The organism is Mycobacterium sp. (assembly GCF_965277065.1).
GTDB lineage: Bacteria > Actinomycetota > Actinomycetes > Mycobacteriales > Mycobacteriaceae > Mycobacterium.
In genome coordinates, this window is sequence record NZ_CBDIBT010000019.1 from 1,891,585 (window position 1) to 1,913,279 (window position 21,695).

The 21,695-nt window shown below is 62.6% G+C and carries 18 protein-coding genes and 2 pseudogenes; 4 read left to right on the top strand and 16 right to left on the bottom strand.

Annotation, left to right across the window (positions count from 1 at the left end):
• The first annotated feature begins 862 nt into the window (after nucleotides 1–862).
• A complete protein-coding gene (locus ACQY5A_RS26465) occupies nucleotides 863–1,759 on the top strand; it encodes an alpha/beta hydrolase-fold protein (RefSeq protein WP_428343185.1) in 897 nt (298 codons plus the stop codon).
• A 74-nt stretch (nucleotides 1,760–1,833) separates the two neighbouring features.
• A pseudogene (locus ACQY5A_RS26470) lies at nucleotides 1,834–1,941 on the top strand (CAP domain-containing protein); the annotation flags it as partial.
• 742 nt (nucleotides 1,942–2,683) lie between these two features.
• On the opposite strand, the gene ACQY5A_RS26475 reads toward ACQY5A_RS26470, so the two are convergent.
• The 13 genes and pseudogenes from ACQY5A_RS26475 to ACQY5A_RS26535 form a co-directional block, all read right to left on the bottom strand.
• Complete coding sequence (locus ACQY5A_RS26475) at nucleotides 2,684–3,802, bottom strand: adenylate cyclase regulatory domain-containing protein (protein WP_428343186.1); 1,119 nt, start codon at nucleotides 3,800–3,802, stop codon at nucleotides 2,684–2,686.
• Between the two features lie 115 nt (nucleotides 3,803–3,917).
• A complete protein-coding gene (locus ACQY5A_RS26480; protein WP_428343187.1) occupies nucleotides 3,918–4,073 on the bottom strand; it encodes a hypothetical protein in 156 nt (51 codons plus the stop codon).
• Nucleotides 4,074–4,545: 472 nt separating this feature from the next.
• A pseudogene (locus tag ACQY5A_RS26485) lies at nucleotides 4,546–5,010 on the bottom strand (CAP domain-containing protein); the annotation flags it as partial.
• Between the two features lie 211 nt (nucleotides 5,011–5,221).
• The gene (locus tag ACQY5A_RS26490; RefSeq protein WP_428343188.1) at nucleotides 5,222–5,926 is read right to left on the bottom strand and encodes a hypothetical protein; all 705 of its coding nucleotides are present in this window, start codon (nucleotides 5,924–5,926) and stop codon (nucleotides 5,222–5,224) included.
• On the bottom strand, nucleotides 5,923–6,360 hold the full coding sequence (locus ACQY5A_RS26495) for a hypothetical protein (RefSeq protein WP_428343189.1): 438 nt from the start codon (nucleotides 6,358–6,360) through the stop codon (nucleotides 5,923–5,925). The genes ACQY5A_RS26490 and ACQY5A_RS26495 overlap by 4 nt, the downstream gene beginning before the upstream one ends.
• 237 nt (nucleotides 6,361–6,597) lie before the next feature.
• Entirely contained in the window at nucleotides 6,598–8,055 is a 1,458-nt protein-coding gene (locus ACQY5A_RS26500) for an MCE family protein (RefSeq protein ID WP_428343190.1), read from the bottom strand.
• Nucleotide 8,056: 1 nt separating this feature from the next.
• Nucleotides 8,057–9,142, bottom strand: a complete 1,086-nt coding sequence (locus tag ACQY5A_RS26505) for a virulence factor Mce family protein (RefSeq protein ID WP_428343352.1) — start codon at nucleotides 9,140–9,142, stop codon at nucleotides 8,057–8,059.
• 56 nt (nucleotides 9,143–9,198) lie between these two features.
• On the bottom strand, nucleotides 9,199–10,521 hold the full coding sequence (locus tag ACQY5A_RS26510; RefSeq protein ID WP_428343353.1) for an MCE family protein: 1,323 nt from the start codon (nucleotides 10,519–10,521) through the stop codon (nucleotides 9,199–9,201).
• Between the two features lie 88 nt (nucleotides 10,522–10,609).
• Nucleotides 10,610–11,971, bottom strand: coding sequence for an MCE family protein (locus ACQY5A_RS26515; protein WP_428343191.1), 1,362 nt, complete (start codon nucleotides 11,969–11,971; stop codon nucleotides 10,610–10,612).
• Nucleotides 11,968–12,993 carry an MCE family protein gene (locus ACQY5A_RS26520; RefSeq protein WP_428339120.1) on the bottom strand — a complete coding sequence of 342 codons (1,026 nt, stop codon included), beginning with the start codon at nucleotides 12,991–12,993 and terminating at the stop codon, nucleotides 11,968–11,970. The genes ACQY5A_RS26515 and ACQY5A_RS26520 overlap by 4 nt, the downstream gene beginning before the upstream one ends.
• Nucleotides 12,994–13,039: 46 nt before the next feature.
• On the bottom strand, nucleotides 13,040–14,455 hold the full coding sequence (locus tag ACQY5A_RS26525) for an MCE family protein (RefSeq protein ID WP_428339039.1): 1,416 nt from the start codon (nucleotides 14,453–14,455) through the stop codon (nucleotides 13,040–13,042).
• Nucleotides 14,456–14,512: 57 nt separating this feature from the next.
• Entirely contained in the window at nucleotides 14,513–15,277 is a 765-nt protein-coding gene (locus ACQY5A_RS26530) for an ABC transporter permease (protein WP_428343192.1), read from the bottom strand.
• Nucleotides 15,278–15,366: 89 nt separating this feature from the next.
• Nucleotides 15,367–16,077 carry an MlaE family ABC transporter permease gene (locus ACQY5A_RS26535; RefSeq protein ID WP_428343354.1) on the bottom strand — a complete coding sequence of 237 codons (711 nt, stop codon included), beginning with the start codon at nucleotides 16,075–16,077 and terminating at the stop codon, nucleotides 15,367–15,369.
• 543 nt (nucleotides 16,078–16,620) lie between these two features.
• Between ACQY5A_RS26535 and ACQY5A_RS26540 the strand changes: the two genes are divergently transcribed.
• Complete coding sequence (locus ACQY5A_RS26540; RefSeq protein ID WP_428343193.1) at nucleotides 16,621–17,484, top strand: cyclase family protein; 864 nt, start codon at nucleotides 16,621–16,623, stop codon at nucleotides 17,482–17,484.
• 32 nt (nucleotides 17,485–17,516) lie between these two features.
• Complete coding sequence (locus ACQY5A_RS26545; protein ID WP_428343194.1) at nucleotides 17,517–18,143, top strand: DUF2889 domain-containing protein; 627 nt, start codon at nucleotides 17,517–17,519, stop codon at nucleotides 18,141–18,143.
• 88 nt (nucleotides 18,144–18,231) lie between these two features.
• Here the strand turns inward: ACQY5A_RS26545 and ACQY5A_RS26550 are convergent, their stop codons facing one another.
• From ACQY5A_RS26550 to ACQY5A_RS26560, 3 genes are all read right to left on the bottom strand, one after another.
• Nucleotides 18,232–19,407 carry a thiolase family protein gene (locus ACQY5A_RS26550; protein WP_428343195.1) on the bottom strand — a complete coding sequence of 392 codons (1,176 nt, stop codon included), beginning with the start codon at nucleotides 19,405–19,407 and terminating at the stop codon, nucleotides 18,232–18,234.
• Between the two features lie 52 nt (nucleotides 19,408–19,459).
• Complete coding sequence (locus ACQY5A_RS26555) at nucleotides 19,460–20,830, bottom strand: hypothetical protein (protein ID WP_428343196.1); 1,371 nt, start codon at nucleotides 20,828–20,830, stop codon at nucleotides 19,460–19,462.
• Between the two features lie 332 nt (nucleotides 20,831–21,162).
• The gene (locus ACQY5A_RS26560) at nucleotides 21,163–21,510 is read right to left on the bottom strand and encodes a DoxX family protein (RefSeq protein WP_428343197.1); all 348 of its coding nucleotides are present in this window, start codon (nucleotides 21,508–21,510) and stop codon (nucleotides 21,163–21,165) included.
• Nucleotides 21,511–21,695 lie beyond the last annotated feature (185 nt).

Sequence of the window (21,695 nt, forward strand, 5' to 3'; positions counted from 1 at the left end):
CCACAAGCGTGAACACCCTCCCCGCGACAGGGCTCGCGTCAGCGAATTAGGCCCCTATACATGTCCGGACGGTCGGAGGCCCACCGACTTGAGTGCACCCACTGTTGCGGGGTAGAACTGCGCGTCGACCCCGCCGATGATCGTGGGACTCCCGGCGCAATACGACTCGGGTCACGCGAAAGCCGCGGTTCGACGTGCATTCAACGCCGGTCACTTCCCCGAACCCGGCTGGGCAGGTCTCGAGAAAGATAGTCAAAGGGGGGCATCAACGGGCTCACTTATTCCACGCGAACCTGCGACGACGGCTGATCCGCATCCGTTTTCGAGAGCCGGTTCTACACCACTGGGCATGCCTCCAATCATTATCGCGCTTGGAGGATCGCGAGCGGTCGACGCTCAGCACGCCGACAGTTGGGTTTACGAAACGCTGAACGCTTCGCGGGGCGCTCTCGTCGAGATAGGCGTGCAATTTTTGGTCGCCATTTGTCTATCGATTGGGTCACGGCAGCCGGTCGGGAGGTCGAATAACGAAGCTGTGGATCGCTTCGGTCCGGCTGTACGCACCGGATTCAAGTTCGGTATGCGCAGCCGGTCCAGTTGCGCGCCAAACCCAAACGGTGGGCAACTCAGAATTTGCGGGTCACCCTGTGAATACGCGGATGCGATCTCGGGAGGCGGAACGGACCTAGCGGGCTTGGTGCGTCCATCATGTGCGGTTCCGTCTGCCGGAACAACGTGAGCGCTAGCTTCGCGCTCCGTCGATACCGTGATGATTCTCCATGGGGGCAAACAGCGGAACGAGGGCGCCACCCGAGCATGGGCACGCACTGCGCCCAGGGAAGGCGCGCCAGGTGAGGTCGATATGAGACGTCTCTCGGCGTTGGTGCGGATGCTGTGCGTTGCCGTGCTCGCGGTTGGGTTGTCAGCTATATCTGGATTTTCAGGCAGGGCGGCTGCGGCGGGTATGGAGAACCTGATGGTGCCGTCAGCGGCGATGGGACGTGATATCCCGGTGAGCTTCATGGCCGGCGGTCCGCACGCGGTGTATCTGCTGGACCCGTTCAACGCGGGACCTGACGTGAGCACTTGGGTAACCGCCGGCAACGCGATGAACACACTCGCGGGCAAGGGGATCTCGGTGGTGGCGCCAGCGGGCGGCGCCTACAGCATGTACACCGACTGGGGGCGCGACGGCAGCAAGCAGTGGGACACCTTCCTATCCAGCGAGCTGCCGAACTGGCTCGCCGCAAACAAGGGTCTGGCACCCGGCGGTCACGCCGTCGTCGGCGCCTCGCAGGGCGGCTACGCCGCCCTGGCACTGGGGACTTTTCATCCGGATCGTTTCCGCTACGCCGGCTCGATGTCGGGCTTTTTGTCGCCCGAGAGAACGCCGGTGAACGGCTACATCAGGAAGGGCATGCTGGCGTTCGGCGGGGTCGACACCGACAACATGTGGGGGCCGCCGCAGCTCGGTGGCTGGGTGGGTCATTCCCCGTACGTGCACGCGCAGGCACTGGCCGACAACAACACCCGGCTGTGGGTCTTCAGCCCGCAAACCAAGACGGCCAGTGATCCCGCAGCGATGATCGGCGACCCACAAATCGCACAGAGCACCAACCACGACTTCTATGGGCAGTACCGCGCCGTGGGGGGCCATAACATCCACTTCGAAATGCCTGTTGATGGTGACCACGGCTGGTCGACTTGGGGACCGCAGCTTGCGGCGATGTCCGGCGATATGGCTGCCAGCATCCGGTAGCAGTATGGCGCGCCCGTACGAAGGCGCCGAGATCACCGGCGTAGCCCGCGAATCGAGAGGAAAGTGGCCAGATGGATCAGAATCCCGACTACGACGCCAGCGACGAACTGGAATATGGGATCGCCGCGTTCGCATGGCTCTTACGGGGTGTCTACCCACCACCGTATTACGGCTCTGACTGAAACGCGGTGTGCAGGCGTACGGATGGCATGGCGGCGAGGTGCCCGTCCCCGAGTCGTTGGCGGCTGGGCACAGTGGCCCCCGCTGGGTGGCAGAACCCGGCGACCGTAACGGGGCCGGCGGCGGAAGCCCGGTGCAACTTGACCAGGCAGGGAATCTCTCGCGATCCAGATACGATCGACGTCGCAGACTCAACGGCGATCACAGAACAGACATTTGCTGATGGAGGGCTGTTCCGCAGGCCGAATGCCCGTCATCGCTGGCGGGCAGAACATTCCAGAAACCGCGGCCACCCGCAACAGCCACCGCCAGATCAACCAGGTGGCACTGCTGCCCGAACTCACCTAACTACGGGTGTAAACAATTCGGTAACCCCGACCCGACTATTGGACAAGCGCCAAAGCCGGTCGGTGTTGTCCTAAAAATCGAGACTGCCGCGCCGAGGCTCTCTACGGTACCCAGAATGGGCCTACGAGTTGGGCCACAATGACACTCGACCTACCTCCTAACAATCTGAAACTACGATGAATAACTCAGCGGAGACAGAACGGCGGTGGTTTTGGCGGTGTGGGATGCGGCATGCTATTCGCCGGTCGTGCGTTGCCCCGAGAGCGTCCTCGAGTAAAGACGTTGGCTGGCTGCGCATTGACATGCCTGCCGCATGAATCGCCACAGTCAAGAAACTCCCAATTCACATATCGCAGGTTGGCCACCCGCTGCCTGTCTCGCGATCGATCGGCACCGTCAGCAATTCGAATTCCTCGTCGCTCGAAACAACCGAACCTTCCCCGGTATCCCCCGTAGGTGTGTGGTCTCTTCAAGCGACCAGCTGAAACCACCACCATCGCCAATGGCCAGCCGAGTCGTCTCGGTGATCAGCGCCGTACCCGCGGGAGCTACATCAGTCACCCGGCTGGCCATATTGACCGGGCTGCCATACCAATCGCCGGCTCGGCTGACCGCGTGCCCGAACGCCACGCCTGCGCGCATCTGTGGGAGGTCATAACGCGCTGCGGAGTGCAGCACTTCGAGGACAACCTCAACGACCTTCTCGGCATCGGGGCTGACCAGCATCACCGCGTCGCCGATAATTTTCACCAGCTGAACGGGCTCGACAATGCAACTTCGAGTCAAGGCAGCCAGCCGACCGGCAATGCTGATGAGGTCTTGCGGCGGCACGGTTTCTCCTAGCCGGGTGAATCCCACCATGTCAGCGAACGCGACGGTTATCGGCTGAGCCTCTGGAAGCTGTCCGCTGGCGCGTTCGGCAGCGTTGATCGCTTCGGTAGCGAGTGAGCGTCGCAGGGTCAGTCGCGCCAACTGATTGATCATCGGGTCCAACACAGGTTCGACCTGAAGGGCGACGCGTTCCAAGTCGGCGGCAAGCTCCAGCTCTGTGGATGCCGGTCGTACGACGGCATGCAGCCCGGCTTGGCGCATCTCCACTGCGACGCGCGTCAAACCGTCCACCAATAGCCGCACAACCAGTTCCACTTCTTCGCGGTCGAAGCCGAACGTCACCAAGGCAGCCGCAGGCAGAATCGATTCGGCATCTGCGCGACAGTGCTGCGTCTCTGCGGGATCGTCAGCACGGGCCAATCCGGCCGCAAGGTGTAGTCGTCGAATGAGTTCTAATGGATACCCGCTCGCGTCCGCAACGGCGCGCGCCGACACGGTTGTTCCGTCGTCACCAATTATTCGGTTAGCCGCCAGCATCATGGGGCTCAAAGACTTGCGGATCTGCTCGATCCGAAAGCCGCGGTCATGCAGCCAGCGGACCAGCTCTTCACGTTCTGGGCCCTCGCGACTCACTACTCCGTCGCACTGGCGTGACTCCTCGAACTCGTCGAATTCACTGATCACGTGTCCACACCTATTCGGGATGCGACCGGCACCGCGTCAGCGAGCTGCTGCGAACGCCGAAGGCACAGCGCCTCATTGCCCGCGTGAACACACCGAAAAACTCTGAGTGACAACCTCAATCACCCAGGTATTCGCAGCGCAGCGACCGCTTCGGAACAAATGAATCGCCTTGGGTGACGTTGTCACGTGTCCCGTCGCGATAGCTGAGCGTGCCATTCCTTGATGCTGCGGCGGCGAGAATCGGAGTAACAGTTGATGCATTGCGATTCATGGCCTGGCTCCATATGTAGATCTCGCAGCGGTTGATGCGTTGGCCCGGCCCACGCTGAGGAAGGACTGTCCTTTTTGTGGCCTGAGTTGCTAGATCGTCGGCTCGGCTAGCCACAGCCGCGCGCACATACATCGGTCGGCGGCAGCAAGTCCGGCGCAGGGAGGCCCGGACCGGCTGGAGGCAGTTGCGTCGTAAGGTCGACGTCGCCGTCCAGATCCGGCTCGATTGGCACGAAGCGGCAGATCAACGGCATCGCCAACGGACACGAACCGTCAGCCGGTTCGGCTTGCGCCGGAAGACAACACAGGACGCTCAGCGCTGTGAGGCCCAGCGAGCCAACGAACGTCTTCGCCAGGGCCCGGATACACCTCACCAGCCATCCCTCCTTCGCTTTTGATGGTCGCGGCCGAGTCGGGAAACCCTCATTTAGCCCGCCGGCGGCTGCAGGTGGCTAGCATTCGAACCGTCAACTCGGGATGCCATATACGGCAACGACGACGGTGCGGTCGAGGCTGTTTTCCGACCACACCCCCATCTGGCTGTTTGCGCAATTGGACATGATCGCCATGTAGTCAGGCCGGTAGTACCACTGATTCAGAATCTCTATGCCGCTGATGGCCAGTGCCGGGTTGATTGCCACGGTCTCCGATGCGGCGCCCTTGAAGCCGGCAGCATTGGCCCTGTCCTGAACCGTCGACCCATCTGACCCGACGTCGCCGTCCAGATTGCGGTTGTTGAGCACGTCGTCGGTGTGCCATTGCGCGGCCAGCCGTAGTTGTGGGTTGATTTTGACGTCGTTGGTGCAGCCGGCGTGGTGCTGAATGGTGTACACGTTGGCCACGACCGAGTCGTTGAGCCGCTTGTTGTCCGCATGGGCAGCCGGCGCAGCAATGAGCGCGCCGGCGATGCTTAACACGGTGAGGACAAGTGATGTCACCGCGGTGCCGCAGCGTTGCCGTCCGCGCGTCATACGTGTTGTCCTTCCCCCGTTGACCCACCGACGATGGAGTGGCCGGACGATTGGCCGCGTACTGTGTTGATCCCCAATGCCTTTGGTCCGGATCGGGAGTAAGTTCCGCAGGCGGCTGTTGGTGCATGCTCACCGTTCGACCTGAAGGGTCGGGCCTGCCATCGAGTCGCCACAATCATCAGACCGGGTCGAAACCGGAAACGAGCCAACGGTTTCCGACCTTTTCCATCGTTACCCGTACGGCGGATGCCGTCTCGGTAGGGGCGTCGGCGCCGATGGTAAGCGTCTGGTTGACGAATACGAGCGCGACGGCGCGGTTGGAATTCGCCGACACCGACGCGACCGCGGGCACCGACGCTAACGCGGTAATCTGTTTCTGCTTAGCGCCCGGGATTACCACGTCGTTGGTCAGCGAAGCGTAGGAATCGCGGAACGGCCCGGTGAGCTGATCGCGCGCCGCGCCAAGCTTTTTGGCCACGGTGTCGGGTTGGTAGGACAGCATCGTGACCGTCGCTTCGCGCGCGGTTGTCACCGATTCGATGCGGGCCAAGTTGTCATCGCGGGCCGACGATTGATGCCACTTCACAAACCCCGCAGTCATCGCGAGAACCATTGTCAGTCCCGGCAATACACCGAAAGCCATTACCTTCGACCAAGACGTGCGCCGCGTGAGGTCCTGCACTTCGGCAGCTGAGGCGTCCTGGTCAGTGTCCTCCAAGGAGCCGCCGGGCGGCGCATCGCCGTCGTCGGGCACGGTCGTTGCGTCGTCGTCAACCGCATCTTCGGTTGCGCTCGCGTCCGAGGATTCGGCACATCCGGAAGCGGTCTCTGCGACTGGCTGTTCTGTGTTGTCGGTTTTTTCGACAGCTTCGGCGTCGGTCACGGCACGAACTCCACCTTCGAAACCTTCGCCTGATCGCCGACCTTCTGCACCGAGATGCGCATTCGCCAGGCGCGTGGATCCTGTTCGGGGCCATCGGCGGTGGAGGTTTTCACGCTGACCGCAACGAGCACTTGGGCCGCGTCCGGGGTCACCGACTCCAGGCCGGCCGCCGTGATGGTTCCGACCGATTTGGACTTTGCCTGCTCGACGACGCTGATGAAGGGTTGGCTGCGCTTGGCGAAGTCGTCGTGAAACGGACCGGTCGCTCCGTCGAGGATGCGCTGAATGTCGGAATCGGCTTCCTGCCAGTTGATTGTCGTCAGGTTCAAAGCAGCCTGCTTGCCGACCTGCAGGAACAAATCGCGGTGCTCGGCATCTCGGTCGGACAAATGGGACCGGTACGTTAGCCAGCCGACCACGCCGACGAGTGCCACCAACATGAGGATGCTGACGAGCGTCGCCGACCGGACACTTGACACAGGTCTTGCGGCTGTGACTGCCGCAGGGTGTTCGGTGCTGCCATCGTCAATGTTGGTGACATCGTCCCCTGCACTGCTGGTGGGCCTTTCCGAACGGTCGGAACGCGCTGTGCTTGTGTCGCCCCGCATCGCGTGCTCCGTCATCGTGAGTGACGGATCATCGACTTCAGACGTCGATCTCGTTGGCATGAATCAGTTTCCTTTTGGAGGTAGAAGCATCGACTGCCAGGAGTGGTCCGCGTTGGCACTGCGATTCAGGTTCCCTTGTGTGTAGATACGCCCGTCTGGTCCCACGTAACTGCCGGTGTTTGGGTCGTACGTGGCCGTGCCGACCGGAGGTACGGGTGTCGGCGGCCCGGGCGCCGGTGGAGTGTTGTCCGCGCGTTGCGGAATTCCCTGTCCGGATCGGGTTGCGTTGGGGTCGCCTTTCCAGTTGAAGCCGTCGTTGAGCGGCACGTAGTAGTCATCGCTTTCGCACATCTTGGCCGTGGGAGCGCGCTTGCCAGGCTTGGTTTCACACGGCGTATTGCGCGCACCGCGGACGTTCAGCGGTGAATCCTGCGGCACACGGCAGTACACGTCTCCCAGGGGGCGATCGGGGTAGTCGATATCGGACGCCGACCGCTGCTGCTGGGCCGGATAGAATCCTGTGGTGCAGGGCGGGGGTAGGTTGAGATTGAGGTTGAAGCTCAAAAACCCACCCTTGTAAGACTGCTTGGTGTCGTGGTTGGCCACGTTGACGCCCTGAATCGCCTGAGCCCCTTGGGGTAGCAGCACCAGGATCTGCTCGAGGTCAGCCTGATAGGTGACCGCCACCTGGTTCAGGCTCACCAGATTGGCCAGCACTACCGGCAGTGTGGGGTTCACCCGGTCTAGGAGCCCGCGAACCTCCTCGGCCGCAGGACCGGCGTTCTGGAGCACGCCGCGTACCGCCGTGTCGTTGCGCTGCAACGAGGAAGTGATGTCGGCCAGATGCGCTGCCCACGCCTGCACCGAATCGGCAGTGTCGATCTGGGTGTCCAAGACTGGTTTGGTCTTGTCGATGAGCGTCAGCAGTGGATCGAGGTCGTTGCGCGCGTCGATCGCCAGGTGAGAACCACCTTTGACGAGCCGCGCCAAGTCAGGCCCCAGACCCTCGAATGCGGTATAGGACTCGTCGACGACCGTTTTTAAGTTTCCATGCGGTATCGCCAACAGTCCGCGGTTAGTCGCGTCCAGCAACGCATTGATATCGGGGGGAACCGTGACCCGCGAGATGGGGATCTTGTCGCCGTCTCGTAACGGCCGCGACGTGCCGTTACGTGGCGACAGCGCGACGTACTGCTCACCGATCGCTGACGTGCTGTGTATTTGTGCGTCGAGGTCAGACGGTATCGAGACGTCGGATCTCAACGAGAGCTCCGCATCGACAACACCGGTTTTGGTCAAGCGCACGCTCGCGACCCGACCAACCTCAGTACCGCGATAGGTGACGTTGCCGCTCTTGTACAACCCGCCGGTAGTGGGCAGCGAGAGGGACACTCTATAGTGACCGACTCCGAACAACAACGCCGGCAACCTGATGTAGCCGAAAGTCATGATCAGTAGAGCTGCCATGGATATCGCCGAAAAAATCATTAACTGGATGCGGATCCGCCTCGTCAAATGCATGTCAGCGCCCCTGATCCCAGCGGTACGGAACGATAAGCGGATTGGCAGCCGTGTACGGGCTGGGCATTTGTCCGATGGTGCGGCCCCACTGCATCTCCAGCTGGGTGAGATTGCCCTCGTAGCGGGTTCCGGTGAACAACCCGGCGTCCAGCCGGCTCAGAGTGAGGTCGATGACGGCGGTGAGGTTCGCGTAGTCACCACGAAGCCACTTCTTGAGGGTGTCCTTCGGGAACGGGTACGTCGCGTAAAAGCCCAGCGAACGAGTCAATGCTGGGCCGGCGTCGGCGAGCGACTGAAGCACGGGCCCGAGATCCTTGAGCTCCTTGACCAGATTCTCTTTCGTCTGGTTGACCGAATCGGCTGCCAGAGCGCTGAACTTGCCCAGCTGATCAAGGGCGTCGGCCAACGTGTTGCGTTCATCCTTGAGAACACCCAGCGCGTCCGGAATGGTCTTCAACGCCTTGTCCACCACGGTCTTGTGGTCCGCGAATTGACCCACCAAGTTATTGAGGCTGTCGCTCGCGGCGATGATGTCGCCAGTCTGGTCATTGACGTAGGTGGCGAAACCGTCGAGTTGATGGATCAAACTGCGAAGGTCCTCCTCGCGTCCGGCGAACGCGGTGCTGAGCGTACGAGTGATCTCTTGAATCTGCCCAGTGCCCCCGCCGTTCAACAGCAGCGAGACGGCGGCCAATGTCTGCTCGGTGGACGGGTAAGCGCCTCCCGACGACAGCGGAATCAGCGAGCCCTGATGCAATCTGCCTTCGGGCGTCGAGTCTTTCGGCGCTGCCAGCTCGATGTGCAGCGAGCCGAGCAGGCTGGTTTGCCCGATAGTGGCCGTCGCGTTGACCGGTAGGTCGACGTCTCCGTTGAGCGTCATCGTCAGCAGCGCGTGCCAGCCCTGCCGTTCGATCCGGGTGACATTGCCGACCGTCACGTCTCCCACTCGGACCCGAGAGTTCTGTTCGATGTTGTTCACGTCGGGAAGTTGGGCCTGGATCGTGAACGAACCGGGCCCGCCGCCCTTGGTTCCGGGCAGCGGAATCGAGTTGATGCCGCGCCACCCGCAACTAGGCAAGCCGGACATGGCCAAGATCAACAAGGCACTGATCGCTACTGTGCGCACCCCTCTGGTCGGCCTCATCAGCCACCACTCTGGGTCACCATGAGGCCGGGCAGCCCCTTGGCAGGATTAGTCTGCTTTACCTCAGCTGGTAGCGGGGCGGAGTCCGGCGGCGCTGCGCCCGACGCCGGACCGGCGTGGGGCGCCGGCGCAGCGTTGGGTCGAAGCGGAGGCACGTAGTCCGGACGCAGCCAGTCCTCGCTGAAGGTGACCTCGTTGGGCCGCGCGGTCGCCCCGTTGATGAGATTCTCGCCGATCGGCGGGAAATTGATCTGTCGATTCTTAATGATCGGGGCCAGATACTGCACACACAGTTTCGACGACTCCTTCGCGTTCAGCCGCGCCGCCGCCTGGATGGCGCCGCAGATGAACGTGATCGGATTGGCGAAGTTTGTCACGGCCAGAGCCCCGGTCAACGTGCCCTGCGCAGGCTGATAGATGTTCACAAAGTTCTGGAATGCGTTGGGGGCAATGTGCAGCGTCTGCTTGATGTCGTCCAGACTCTGGTACAGCGCCGTGGTGACCGACGCCAACTTGTCCGAGGCGGTGCCCACCGCGTCTTTATTGTCGGCCACGAAGCTCTGCACGTCGCCGACCACGGAATTGATGTCAGCGACGGCCGTGCCGACCTGGGTAGGACCATCGGACAAAAGGCCGGTGGTCGCGGCCAGGTTTACGTTGAGTTGGCGCACCAAGTTGGCACTGGATTCCAGCGCCGACACCACAATCGACAAGTTCTTGATGGTGCTGAAGAGGTCGGTGCTGTGATCACCCAGCGCCGAAAACGCCTGCGACAGTTTGATGATGGTGTCGCGAATGCTGGCGCCATTGCCGCGCAAGTTGTCTGCCGCGCTGTCGATGAATGCGCCCAGCTTGCTGACACCGCCGGCTTCGGTGGGCTGCAGGGCCTCGGTCAGCTTTTGTAACTGCTGACGCAGGTCGTCGAACTCCACCGGAACCGCCGTGCGCTCCAGAGGAATCACCGAATTGGTCTGCAGCACTGGCCCGCTGATGTAGGCAGGGGTCAACTGAATCGCCCGCGAGGTCACCAGATTCGGTGATATGACCACGGCCTTCGCGTCCGCGGGCACTTTGAATTCGTCCTCGACGTAAAACGTGACCTTGGCGCGCTGCGGTTCCGGTTCGATCCGGTCGATCTTGCCGACCGGGACGCCGAGGATGCGCACCTCGTCACCAACGAACATCCCGTTGGTGTTGACGAAGTAGGCGGTGATCGTCGTATGGCCCGCGCCTGCTGCTAATCGCAGCGCCACCACGATCCCCGCGATCAACACGGCCACCAGCGTTGCGCTCACGCCAATCCGTGCGGTTCGTGACCCCATCATCGGTCGTCCTCGGCGCAGCCGTACCCGAGCCGGGTACCTGCCGCCAGAACGGCTCGACTGCGGTTCTCAACGTCGGTCATCCTGGTCACCGTCCTGCCTGGTTGGGAGCCGTTTGAGTCGCAGGGACCTCGTTTGGTGCCGGCACTAAGATTCCTCTGGGGGTCTGTTGCGGAGTAGAGCCTCGCAGTTCCGGCGGAATCGGAGCGGGCGGTCCGGGCGGGGGGCCACCAGGCGGGGGTGCCGGCAGCGGTTCGCGGTAGGGATAGCAGCCAGGGGCGCCGGGCCTGCCCGGCACACTGCACGGCTGGTCGCCCGGGTTGCCGGTGATGGCGTCGGGCAGCGTCCGTTTGGGTGGCCCGCCCTGACCCGTGCGCGGGTAGGGCAACGGCAGGGGCGGTGTGCCGGGCTGGCCGATCTGAGGGTCGGAGCGATCCGAAGGCAGCAGCACGTGGGGATCCAGGCCCAAGTCGGAGAACGCGGCATCGACAAAGGGCTGCACGAACTGGCCCGGCAGTAGGTTGGCAAGGTACGCCTTGAAGAATGGGCCGGAGGACACCGACTCGCCCAGCGACATCGCGTAGATGTTGACGCCTTTGATGGCCTGCTGTACTGCCTCTTTGCGGTTGTCGACAATCGTCAGCACGCCGTTGAGCTTGTCCAGCGCGGGCCTCAAGGTCTGCTTGTTTTCGTCGATGAACCCTTTCAGTTGCCGGGTGACCGCCGAGACGTTGTTGGAGATCTGCCCGAGGGCCGTGCTCTGGCTTCGCAACTGGAGCAGCAGGGCGTCGGTGTCGGCGATTAGGGTCACCACCTCGTCGCTGCGCTGGGACAGCACGCCGGTCGCCTTTTTGGCGTTGCTCAATAGCTTCCGGAGTTCGGCGTCGCGCGCATCCAGCGTCTGGGAGAAGCGTGCGACGCCTTCGACGGCGACCTTCAGGTCCGGTGGGGTGTCCTTGAACGTGTTGGCCAGTGTCGAGAGCGAGTCGGACAGCTGGTTGGTGTTGAGTCCGCTGATGGTGGCCGAGAGATCACCGAGGGCGTCGGGCAGCTGATACGGCGACGTCGTTCGCTCAATCGGGATCGGCCCGGTCTGGGTACCGTTGCCGCGCGGGCTGATGTCGAGGATCTTCGCCCCGAGCAGACTCTTGGTCTTGATGGCGGCCTCGGTGCGCTCGCCAAGCCGGACGTTATCCGCGACCGTGAACTTCACCAGCACTTGTCCACGTTCTAATTTGACGTCGGCTACAGCCCCGACCTCAAAACCTGACACCTCCACGGGCGAACCAGTCCGCAATCCGCCTAGTTCGGCGAAGTACGCCTGATAGGCCTTGTCCCGGTTCACGAAAGGCAGTCTCGTGTAGTTGAGAGCGGTGACCAGCAGGACGGCTACCGCGAGAATACCGATGAGTCCGATCACGAGCGTGTTGCGTTCCTGGAAGGACTTCATCGCGGCGTGCACCTTCCGGTAGATTGCCCGGCCACCTTGATGAACACTGGCTGACCGCCCTTGCCGTTGACCTTGAGAACTAAGTTGCACAAATAGAAGGCGAAGAAGTCTCCGTAGACGGCTTGCCTGCCGAGGACCTGATACGCGTCGGGCAGGGTGGCGAGCAGGTTGTCGAAGTAGTCTTTGTCGGCTAGCACCGTGGCCGCAGTACGGTCCGTTTCGTGCACCACCTTTGTCACTGCCGGACGTGCCTGCGAGAGTAGATCGGCGAAAGTTCCCGAGGCGGCATTGGCATAGGCCACCGCGTTAGTGATGTCCTGCTTTCGTCCGGCCAAGGTGCCCACCAGCTGGCTCAGCGAGTCGACGGCTTTGGCGAACTGCTTATCCTGGTCGCCGAGCGAGCCCAGCACGACGTTGAGGTTTCCGATCACCTGACCGATCAATTGATCGCGGTCGGCCAGGGTGTTCGTCAATGCGGCGGTGTGCTCGAAGAATGCGCTGATGCTCGGGCCTTCGCCCTGAAGAGCCGCGATCAACTGGCCCGACAGTGCGTTGACCTGAATGGGATCCAGTGCGCGAAACAACGGTCGGAAGCCACCGATCAGCGCGTCCAGGTCCAGCGCCGGTGAGGTGCGGGCAACGGGAATCGTTGCACCCGGCGCAAGCCTCTTGCCCCCGGCTCCCTGTTCGAGAGCAACGTAGCGTCCGCCGATCAGATCGTTGTAGCGGATGACGACTTTGGTGCCGTCAGTGAGCACGACCGAGTCGTCGGCAGTGAACTCGACCCGCACGGTCGCGTCCGGCTGAATCGAGACTCGTTTGATCTTGCCGACCTCGACCCCGGCAATACGGACGAAGTTGCCGTTCTTGAGTCCCGAGACGTTGCTGAACTCGGCGCTGTAGGTGTTCTCTGGCTGGAAGCGCAGCTGGGCAAAGATCGCGAGCACAGCAAATGTCCCAAGCGCGCACACGAGCATGAATATGGTGAGACGCCAGATGGCGCCCCCCAGGTTGTCCCTTATGAGTCGCCTCCTTTGCTGGCTGATTGGGCTTGATCGGAGATCACGGTCACGGCGCTACCGGCGGGGGCAGGGGCGGCGGCTGGAACGCATAAGTCGGTTGCAGCTGGGCCGGGTGCGGCGCGACGAAAGGTTCTGATCCGGGCGTGGGACCCGGGTCGCGAGGTGCTCCCGGCGGCGGCGCCGGTGGCAGACCCGGGAACAGCGGTGTGCCATCCGGCGCATACAACGGCGCGCCGTACGGTGCCGGGCTGTTGTATCCATCCGTTCCGGGCACCGGACCAGGCGCCGGAGGGCCGGGGTGGCGGATGCTCGGGGCCTCGGGTGTCCCGCGCGTGGTGGGTAAGTAGTTCGCGTAGCCGGGGAACCCGATGCCGGGGTTGGGCCGCACGTCCAGGCCGGTGCCCCATCCGGTGTTGGTCACCAGGTAACGGACTGGCCAATTCTTGGTCGCGTCGGGCAGCGATCCACAGCCCGGCTTGCCGCCGGGGCCGCCCTTGGCGCCAACGATCGGCAGGTTTTCCGGGTATCTGTAGGGGTCGTCGCCGAGCAGCAGCGCCACGTCCAGGATCGACGAAGTGCCGTCGGCGTCCCCTGCCACCTTTGTCCAACCCATGTCGAGGGCGTTCTTGCCTCCGACAAGCATGCAGGTCAGTTCCGGGTTGTACTTCATCAACAGGCCCGTCGTGGGCTGGGTGGTGTTGATTGCTCTGACCAGGTTGTCCTTGTTCGGGCCCAAAAGCGCAATTCCGCTACGCGAGAAGCCGATCGTGCTCAGCAACAGCGCGTCCAGTGTCTTCTGGTTCGCGGTGATCGTCGCGCTCGTCGTGCTCGCCGCATCAAGTACGGTCAAGATGTTGTGCGCCGCCGCGCTGTAGGTGTCGCTGAATCCCTTGATCGCCCGCCAATCCGAGCGGATCGTGTCGCTGCGTCCGTTGAGCGCGGTGAGAACTTGATTGGCGTCGGTGATTCCATGACCGATGAGGTCCCCCTGCCCGCGCAGCCCGTCGGATAGTGCTGAGAGAGTGCCGTTGAGTTTGACCGGGTCGATCTGATGCAGAACTCCGGTGAGATTTTGAAAGACCGTATTGACCTCGGTGCTCACGTTCTGAGACCTGATGACCGCTCCGGCGGACAACCGTTGTGGGCTGGGATCGCTGGGAAAGATCAGGTCGACGTATTTCGCGCCGAAGGCCGTGGTCGCGCGGATTTGTGCCCGCACATTGGCTGGAATATAGGGGAGTTGGTCGGGTTCAATGTCGAGAGTTAACCTGACTGGCGCGTTCCCACCGGTAATCAAGGCCACCCGACCGACCTGAACGCCGTTCAGCTTGACCTTGCTGCCGGGCTCCATGACCAGGCCGGCACGATCGGAGAGCAATGTGACCTTGACGGGGGATTTCAGCGCACCCGTGAACAACGCACTCGTCGTGGCGAGGATGGTCCCGATGACGGCGATGAGCATCACTGTCCACCAGGCGGGTTGGATGCGATGTTGTCCTGAAACTCTGGCGGCCATGGGTCAGCCCGACAGATTGAAGTTGCCGGACTGCCCGTAAACGGCCAGTGCAACGATCAACACCGCCATGGATCCGACAATCAGTGACGCGCGAACAGCACGCCCCACGGCCTCGCCGACACCGGCCGGCCCACCCGAGGCGTTGTACCCGTAGTAGGTGTGCACGAGCATGATCACGACGGCCAAGACGATCGCAGTGAAGAAGGACCAGAGTATGTCGGTCGGGCTGAGGAACGTGTTGAAATAGTGGTCGTAAACGCCCGTGGACTGGCCGTAGATCGCCGTCGTACTGAGCCGAGCCGACACGAACGTCATCAGTATCGCGATACAGTACAGCGGGATAACGACGATGACCCCAGACACAAGCCGGGTCGACGCAAGGTAGGCGACCGATCGAATGCCCATTACCTCGAGTGCGTCGATCTCCTCGGAGATCCGCATGGCACCCAACTGTGCGGTGGCACCAGCCCCGATCGTTGCGGCCAGCGCAATGCCCGCCGTAGCGGGTGCGGTGATACGCACGTTCACGTACGCGGCGAGAAATCCCGTCAACGCCTCCACACCAATGCCGGACAGCTGGTTGTAGCCCTGCACGGCGATGATCGCGCCGGTAGATAGCGTTAAAAAGCCAACAATGACGACTGTGCCGCCAATTACCGCCAACGCACCCACTCCCAGGCTCATACCAGCGATCAGTCGAAGAATTTCCTCCTTGTAGCGGGCAAAAGCGACTCGGATCTCGGCCAGGGTCTGGACATAGAATGCCATCTGGTTACCGACTCGGTTCCAGCTGTCGATACCGCTACGGGTCGAGCGGCGAAGCCGCGGAAACCGCTGACCCAGAACGGTTGTCGCGCTCACTTCGGCCCCACGTAGAAGACTGCCGTCGCGACGATGTTGATCACGAATAGCGCCATGAACGAGTAGACAACGGTCTCGTTGACCGCGTTACCGACACCCTGCGGACCGCCACCCACCGACATCCCCTTATAGCAGGCGATCAACGCTGCCGACATTCCGAATAGCGCCCCCTTGATGATGCCCGTGATCACATCGGCCAGGCCGGTCAACAGCGTCAAACCGCTAGCGAAAGCACCGGGTGTTACGTGCTGGGCGAACACCGAGAAGAAGAACGAGCCCGCGAGGCCAACAATCGACACCAGGGATACCAGCACGGTGGCCACCAACGTCGCGGCTAACACTCTTGGCACCACCAGCGCCTGCACCGGGTTGATGCCGAGCACGCGCAGCGCGTCGAGTTCCTCACGGATGGTACGGGCGCCGAGGTCAGCGCACATCGCTGTTGCACCCGCCCCGGCGATCACGAGCACCGTCACCACTGGGCCCACTTGAGTTATGGCCGCGGTCGCTGCGCCGGTCCCGGAGAAGTCGGCTGCGCCGAACTCGATCAACAGGATGTTGAGTGTGAACACGATCAGGACCGTGAACGGAATGGTCAGCATCAAAGTCGGAACGATCGAAACGCGCGCCACGAACCATGTCTGCAAGAGAAATTCACGCCAGGCCCACGGGGGCTTGAACATTTGCACAAAGGTGTCGAGCGACATCGCGAAAAAGTCGCCAATCGCGCGAACGGGCTTGACAGCGCTAGAAAGCGAGGTCACGTGTCACCTCTCCCAGGCACTCCGCCGAGGTCTGCCCTACGCAACGAACCGGACCCCTGATCGCACGTCGCCGTTGTCATTCGATCCTCTCCCCGGCCCTGTGACCCACTTGGCTCACCGGCTTTCATTGAGACCTGCGCAACACTAAAGGGCCGAGCCAACCGTTGTCAACAGTGATGTTGATAAAACGAAAATGACCTTATCAGCACCCTGATCTCATCAATTAGCACCGACGTTAATTCCGACCAAGGGCTCGACACTCAGCGTTGCCCGGCAGGCCCACAAGAGGCCATTGCGAAATTGTCGTTATCCGACGGCTGAGGGGGACGTACGACGGCCCCACCTCGCGCGGCCTTGATCGACGGCGGCGTATGACGAGCGCCAGCAACGTATCGCTCCGGCCCGGTTGTGTCAACGTCGATGTTGACTCAAGCAAACGCTGGGGGTTTTATGGTCTCGACACCTGTATCGAAAGGATGGGAAACCATGAAGGGCTGGGGTCGATGGGGTGCCGACGACGAGCGAGGTTCGCTGAACCTACTCGGTGCCGAACAGGTTCGACGAGGTATCGCTGAAGTCCGCGACGGCACCGTGATCGGGCTCGCCGCGCCCATCCGCGGGGGCCGGGGATTCGGCATTGTCGGACGACCTGCGCCGGTGCACTACATGATTCGCGACGGTGGCGACTACGCCGCAGGCATGCCCGAGCGGGCGGGCTTCGGTTTCGCCGATGACGTGATCACACTGCCCACACACGGAGTCACCCATGTTGACGCGCTGGCGCACGTCTGGCAGGACGCGCAGATGTACAACGGCCACTCAGCTCAGCGGGTGACCAGCCGCGGCGCAGCCCGACTTGGAATCGACAAGATGACGCCGATCGTGACGCGCGGCGTCTTCGTCGACTCCGCGCCCGGCGGCTACCGGTCGCCGACAGATCCGATCCACGTCGCCGAACTGCAGACAATGGTGGCCGACAGCGGCGTTGAGCTAGCGCCTGGAGACGCGCTGCTGATCCGGACCGGCTGGCTCGAAGCCGCGGCCAATGGAACCGCCGACGGAACACAGTGGCCTGGCCTGGATCGAGATTGCGCCGAGTGGCTCGCGGGATGCGACGTGGCCCTGATCGGGGCCGACAACGTCGGCGTCGAGTCCTTTCCATCGTCCGACCCCGATTGCCAGGTCCCACTGCATATCAAGCTGCTGCGCGGCCATGGCGTGTACTTCTCGGAACTGATGGACTTCGGCCAACTGGCTGCGGCGAAGCGCGCGACCTTCCTATTCATGCTGGCTCCGCTGCCCTTGGTCGGTGGCGTCGGCAGCCCCGTCGCCCCGGTCGCCGTCCTGTGAGCACCACCGGTGATTCCGCCGACGCACCCACGGTGACGCGCACCAAAACGATGCAGCTCACCGCTGTCGGACCCGAGCTGTATCGGCTTTGTGCCTGGCTCAACGACATCTCACTGCACGGTGACTACGGCGCTGACGACTCCGACGGCTCCTCGTGCAGTCATGTTATTCACGACTTCGTCTTGGAAGCTCAATTGGAGGGCCCGCAACTGGTCATCGCCGAACTTGACGTTCAAGCGCACGCGCACCCGTACCGACAGTGCCCGGCGGTACTCGCCAGTTGTCAAGCGCTGGTCGGAATGTCGCTCACCAGCCGGTGGCGTGGGACAGTACTCGAGATGCTCGGAGCGACTGCCGGCTGCACCCACGTCACGACGCTGCTGCTGGGGCTCGCCGAAGCGCGCACCATGGTCTTCTTTCTGCAGATGAATGAGCGAGAACCATACTCCGAGCAGACCCGCTCCGATGGCCGCTGGACCGCAGCGGGACTCGACGTCGCCCCGAGCATCGTCGATGCTTGCCACGCGTTGCACAGCTCAGGTCCCGTGATCGACGAGGCGAGAAAAGTCGCCGAAGGCCACCCGTCGGCCGGTCGCATCCGGCATGGCTCGGTTTCCGACGAGATCCTGCACCGGGGCGAAGAGCCCCTCAGTGGCTAGCGGCGCGACTGGTTAACTACGCATCGAGGTTAAGTCGTCGATTCGCGACGCGCACGGTGTTATTCGCCGGACCGGACCAGGATCCCGCTCACTGGCGCGCCAGGACCGTGACAGCCGAAATACCGACGCTGTAACCGCCGACGTTGTGCTGTAATCCATAGCCTCGTTTCAGGGGGACCTGCCGGACGCCGGCTTCCTCACGCAACTGGGTGTACAGCTCCGACAGTTGCGCCACACCGCTGGCGCCAATGGGGTGTCCCTTGGCCAGTAATCCGCCGCTGGGGTTGACCGCGACACGGCCCCCGATGCGTGTTTCGCCTGCCTCAGTCGCCTTGCCGGCAGTGCCGGGCGCACACAGACCGAGGTCTTCGATGTTGATCAGTTCCACTCCGCTGAAGCAGTCGTGTACCTCGGCCAGATCGAGATCTGCAGGCGCAATCCCCGCCATCTCATAGGCTCGCTGACTGGCGAGACGACTGCACTCCCAGCCGGTGAAGATCCGCTTCTCGTGCAGATACAACGGATCCGACGCCAGACCGAGACCGGCGACCATGACGGGCGTATCGGTGAACTCGTGGGCGACGTCGGCCCGGCAAATGATGATTGCGGCTCCCCCGTCGGACTGCGGGCAGCAGTCCAGGACGTGGAACGGATCGCACACCATAGGGCTGGCGAGTACCTGTTCCACCGTGATCAGTTCATTGCGTTGGGCCTTGGGGTTCAGGCTGGCGTTCGCCCAGTTCTTCTCGGCAACCATCGCCATCTGTTCGGCCGTGGTGCCGTACTCGTGCATGTGACGGATCACCTGGGTAGCGAACAGTGTCGTGGCGGTTCCGCCGTAAGACAACACGGGGTGACCCATGCGTCCCGATTCCAGCAGGCTGTTCTTGGTCGAGCGCTCTCGAAGCTTCTCGGCGCCGACCACCACCGCGACCTCGGAGATTCCCGACCCCACCGCGAGGCAGGCCTGCCGGAAGGCATCGCTGCCGGTGGGGCACCCGTTCTCGACTCGCGACGCGGCGATTCCGGGCATCCCGATGGCATTCGCCAGGGTTGCTCCCGAGGGGATTTCATTGCCCTGCAGGGATCCCATCACATTGCCGAAATAGGCCGTATCGATGCGATCGGGCGCGATGCCCTTGTCGACGTCGTCAACAGCATTGATGAATGCCTCCGCCGCCAGCTGCTCGAGGCTCATGTCGAATAATTCGCCAAACTCGGTCATACCGGTGCCGATGATGGCTACCTTGTTCCAACCCGTCACGTTTCCACTCCTACCCATCGTGCCCTCCGAGCATCCGTTTGATTCTGGCCATCTACGCGCTCGCTGTCGCGGATTCAGCGCCTTCTAACTCGGCGTCGGCGTCACTCGGCAGGAACTTCATCGCGTAGGCAGTGACCCCGTCGCGCTGAGTGATCGAGCGCAGCACAAGCCTGACCGGATCGCCGATCTCGACGTCCTCCCGACGCGTCTCGGGAGGCATCGGCGCCCAGTACTTGAATCCGTTGCTCAGCTCGCCCAAGACCAAGACCAGGGATTTAGAGAACCCGGCGGGCAGGAAAAAGTTTTCCATGCTCGCATAGACATGCCCCTCGCGCGGCAACTCCTGGGGCACCCAGGTGCGAGCGTGGCAGCTCGGGCAGATCGGGCGTTGGCTCGGCGGAAATGCCACGTAACCACACTCGGTGCAGCTGGCTGCTTCCAGACGTAGCGTTGATGCCCAGTTACGCACGAAGAACGGCGACTCCAACGGAAACGACAATTGCGGCCCCTCCGACACCGACGGCGACGGCGCGGACACCACCGACGATTCATACCAGGTGAAATTGCTCTCTACGCCGGCCGGGACGGTCAGCTCGACAACAACCGACTGGCCCGACCCGGCTGCATAAAGCGCACCACGACCACTTGATGGCCGATGAAGAACAGAATCCACGATCGCGGTCAGTGGTCCGGCCACACCACGATCTTCGGCGGCGCGGGGCTGGAGCGACGTCGGATCCTGGCCGCATAGCGCTATCCACAGCGCGCGGACGTCAATGGACGACGGTGCTGATACGCATAGCTGCGAAACGCGGCCGAGATCGGCCCCGACGATTTGGCTCACGATCTGATCAGTGAGCTCCTGGTACCGGTGCGCCAAGAAGCGATAGTCCGGCTCTTTGGCCGACGTGTCGGAACCTGTCCATCGCTCGTGGGTCAACTCCGAGGCCCGCGCCACCTCACTGACCCGCACGGTGTTGCCCGCATCACTGGTCGTTGGCACGCAGATGAGGGCGGCTGCGGCTGCCGATTGCCGACCCCCAGCCGCCTCGGAGGCAATCACCAACGTGGTCGAATCATGCACGGCCTGCAACGCGGCCAGACCGCTCAGTGCGTCAGCGCCCGCCATCGAGACGACACGGACGGTGTTGGTCAGCCCCAGGGCCTCTCGGACGACATGCGCGTCGACAGCGCTACCGGCCTCGGCAGTCCTCTGGTGCAGTGCGACGACCAGTGCGTCCACCGCGGAAGCATCGGCGCTCCAACACTTCAAGGCGCGCGCGCCGGCTTCGACCGCCATCGTGACGGCGTCTTCGTCGGCGGCGCACACCCGTAATTGCCTTTTCCGGTCGGGTTGAGCGCAACTCGGGATATAGACGGCTCCGGCGATGACGGTCGCGGTTGGAGTGTGAGGTGTTGTCATGGTTCCTTCGTGATGTTCGTGGGCAAGGTTGGGTGTGGGCGCTCCGGGATGCCGGCGGGTGTTTTCGTCGTGCTGCTCACCACGCGCCGGCGCGACGGCGAAATTGTCAACGCGCCAGCATCTGCGGTGCGGTCGATCACCGCTATAAGACCAATATCCTTCAAGTGGATCCGGTCTGTCAACATCGCTGTTGACACTGCTCCGCAAAACCTAATCGATCGATCGTCGGCAACGCCACTCGCGGGATCTCACGGACGCGCCCCCACGGATAGGAGCCGGCTGCGCCGCAGGTCAGACCTGGCTGCAGCTGCGATTGAGCCTTAGATCACACCTTATCTAGTTAGTAGCCGCAGAACGAGCACAGCGATGGCCAGTGCCAGGAGCATGCCGGCTCCGAGCAGATCGAAACGCTTGGCGCGCAGGTGCGCAACGACGGCAAGCACGAAGTAGGTGACTACCCCGATCGCCGCGGCGACGCCGATTGGCCACCAATACAGGCCAGCCAGGATGCCTACCGCGCCGGCGCACTCACACGCTGCAAGCAGCCAGATGAATCGGCGGGGAAAGCCTACCCCGACGACGGTGTCGATCACTTGAGGATTGTGCGTGAGCTTGCCATAAGCGGAAAACAGCAGCATTAAGGCCAAAAGGACCCCGAGCACACATGTCGCGATGAACATCGATAACCAACTTTCCGAAGGTCACGCCCTGTTTCTCATGACGTGGGGCGCAGGGATGGGCTACGGCTGTCACCCGATGGCTGCATGCCGGGTGAAAATCTAGCTGGGCGACTCTCGGGATCGACAATCACGTTGATGACAGATTCGGTGCTGTGTCGGCGTGCATCACTGTCCGGGCCGGTTCG

What these genes read in the sequence shown, in the direction of transcription:
- ACQY5A_RS26530 (WP_428343192.1), bottom strand. Translation starts at nt 15,277, where the DNA reads ATGGCATTCTATGTCCAGACCCTGGCCGAGATCCGAGTCGCTTTTGCC.
- ACQY5A_RS26540 (WP_428343193.1), top strand. Translation starts at nt 16,621, where the DNA reads ATGAAGGGCTGGGGTCGATGGGGTGCCGACGACGAGCGAGGTTCGCTG.
- ACQY5A_RS26510 (WP_428343353.1), bottom strand. Translation starts at nt 10,521, where the DNA reads ATGGGGTCACGAACCGCACGGATTGGCGTGAGCGCAACGCTGGTGGCC.
- ACQY5A_RS26515 (WP_428343191.1), bottom strand. Translation starts at nt 11,971, where the DNA reads ATGAAGTCCTTCCAGGAACGCAACACGCTCGTGATCGGACTCATCGGT.
- ACQY5A_RS26560 (WP_428343197.1), bottom strand. Translation starts at nt 21,510, where the DNA reads ATGTTCATCGCGACATGTGTGCTCGGGGTCCTTTTGGCCTTAATGCTG.
- ACQY5A_RS26480 (WP_428343187.1), bottom strand. Translation starts at nt 4,073, where the DNA reads ATGAATCGCAATGCATCAACTGTTACTCCGATTCTCGCCGCCGCAGCA.
- ACQY5A_RS26555 (WP_428343196.1), bottom strand. Translation starts at nt 20,830, where the DNA reads ATGACAACACCTCACACTCCAACCGCGACCGTCATCGCCGGAGCCGTC.
- ACQY5A_RS26505 (WP_428343352.1), bottom strand. Translation starts at nt 9,142, where the DNA reads ATGTCCGGCTTGCCTAGTTGCGGGTGGCGCGGCATCAACTCGATTCCG.
- ACQY5A_RS26535 (WP_428343354.1), bottom strand. Translation starts at nt 16,077, where the DNA reads ATGTCGCTCGACACCTTTGTGCAAATGTTCAAGCCCCCGTGGGCCTGG.
- ACQY5A_RS26525 (WP_428339039.1), bottom strand. Translation starts at nt 14,455, where the DNA reads ATGCTCATCGCCGTCATCGGGACCATCCTCGCCACGACGAGTGCGTTG.
- ACQY5A_RS26500 (WP_428343190.1), bottom strand. Translation starts at nt 8,055, where the DNA reads ATGCATTTGACGAGGCGGATCCGCATCCAGTTAATGATTTTTTCGGCG.
- ACQY5A_RS26465 (WP_428343185.1), top strand. Translation starts at nt 863, where the DNA reads ATGAGACGTCTCTCGGCGTTGGTGCGGATGCTGTGCGTTGCCGTGCTC.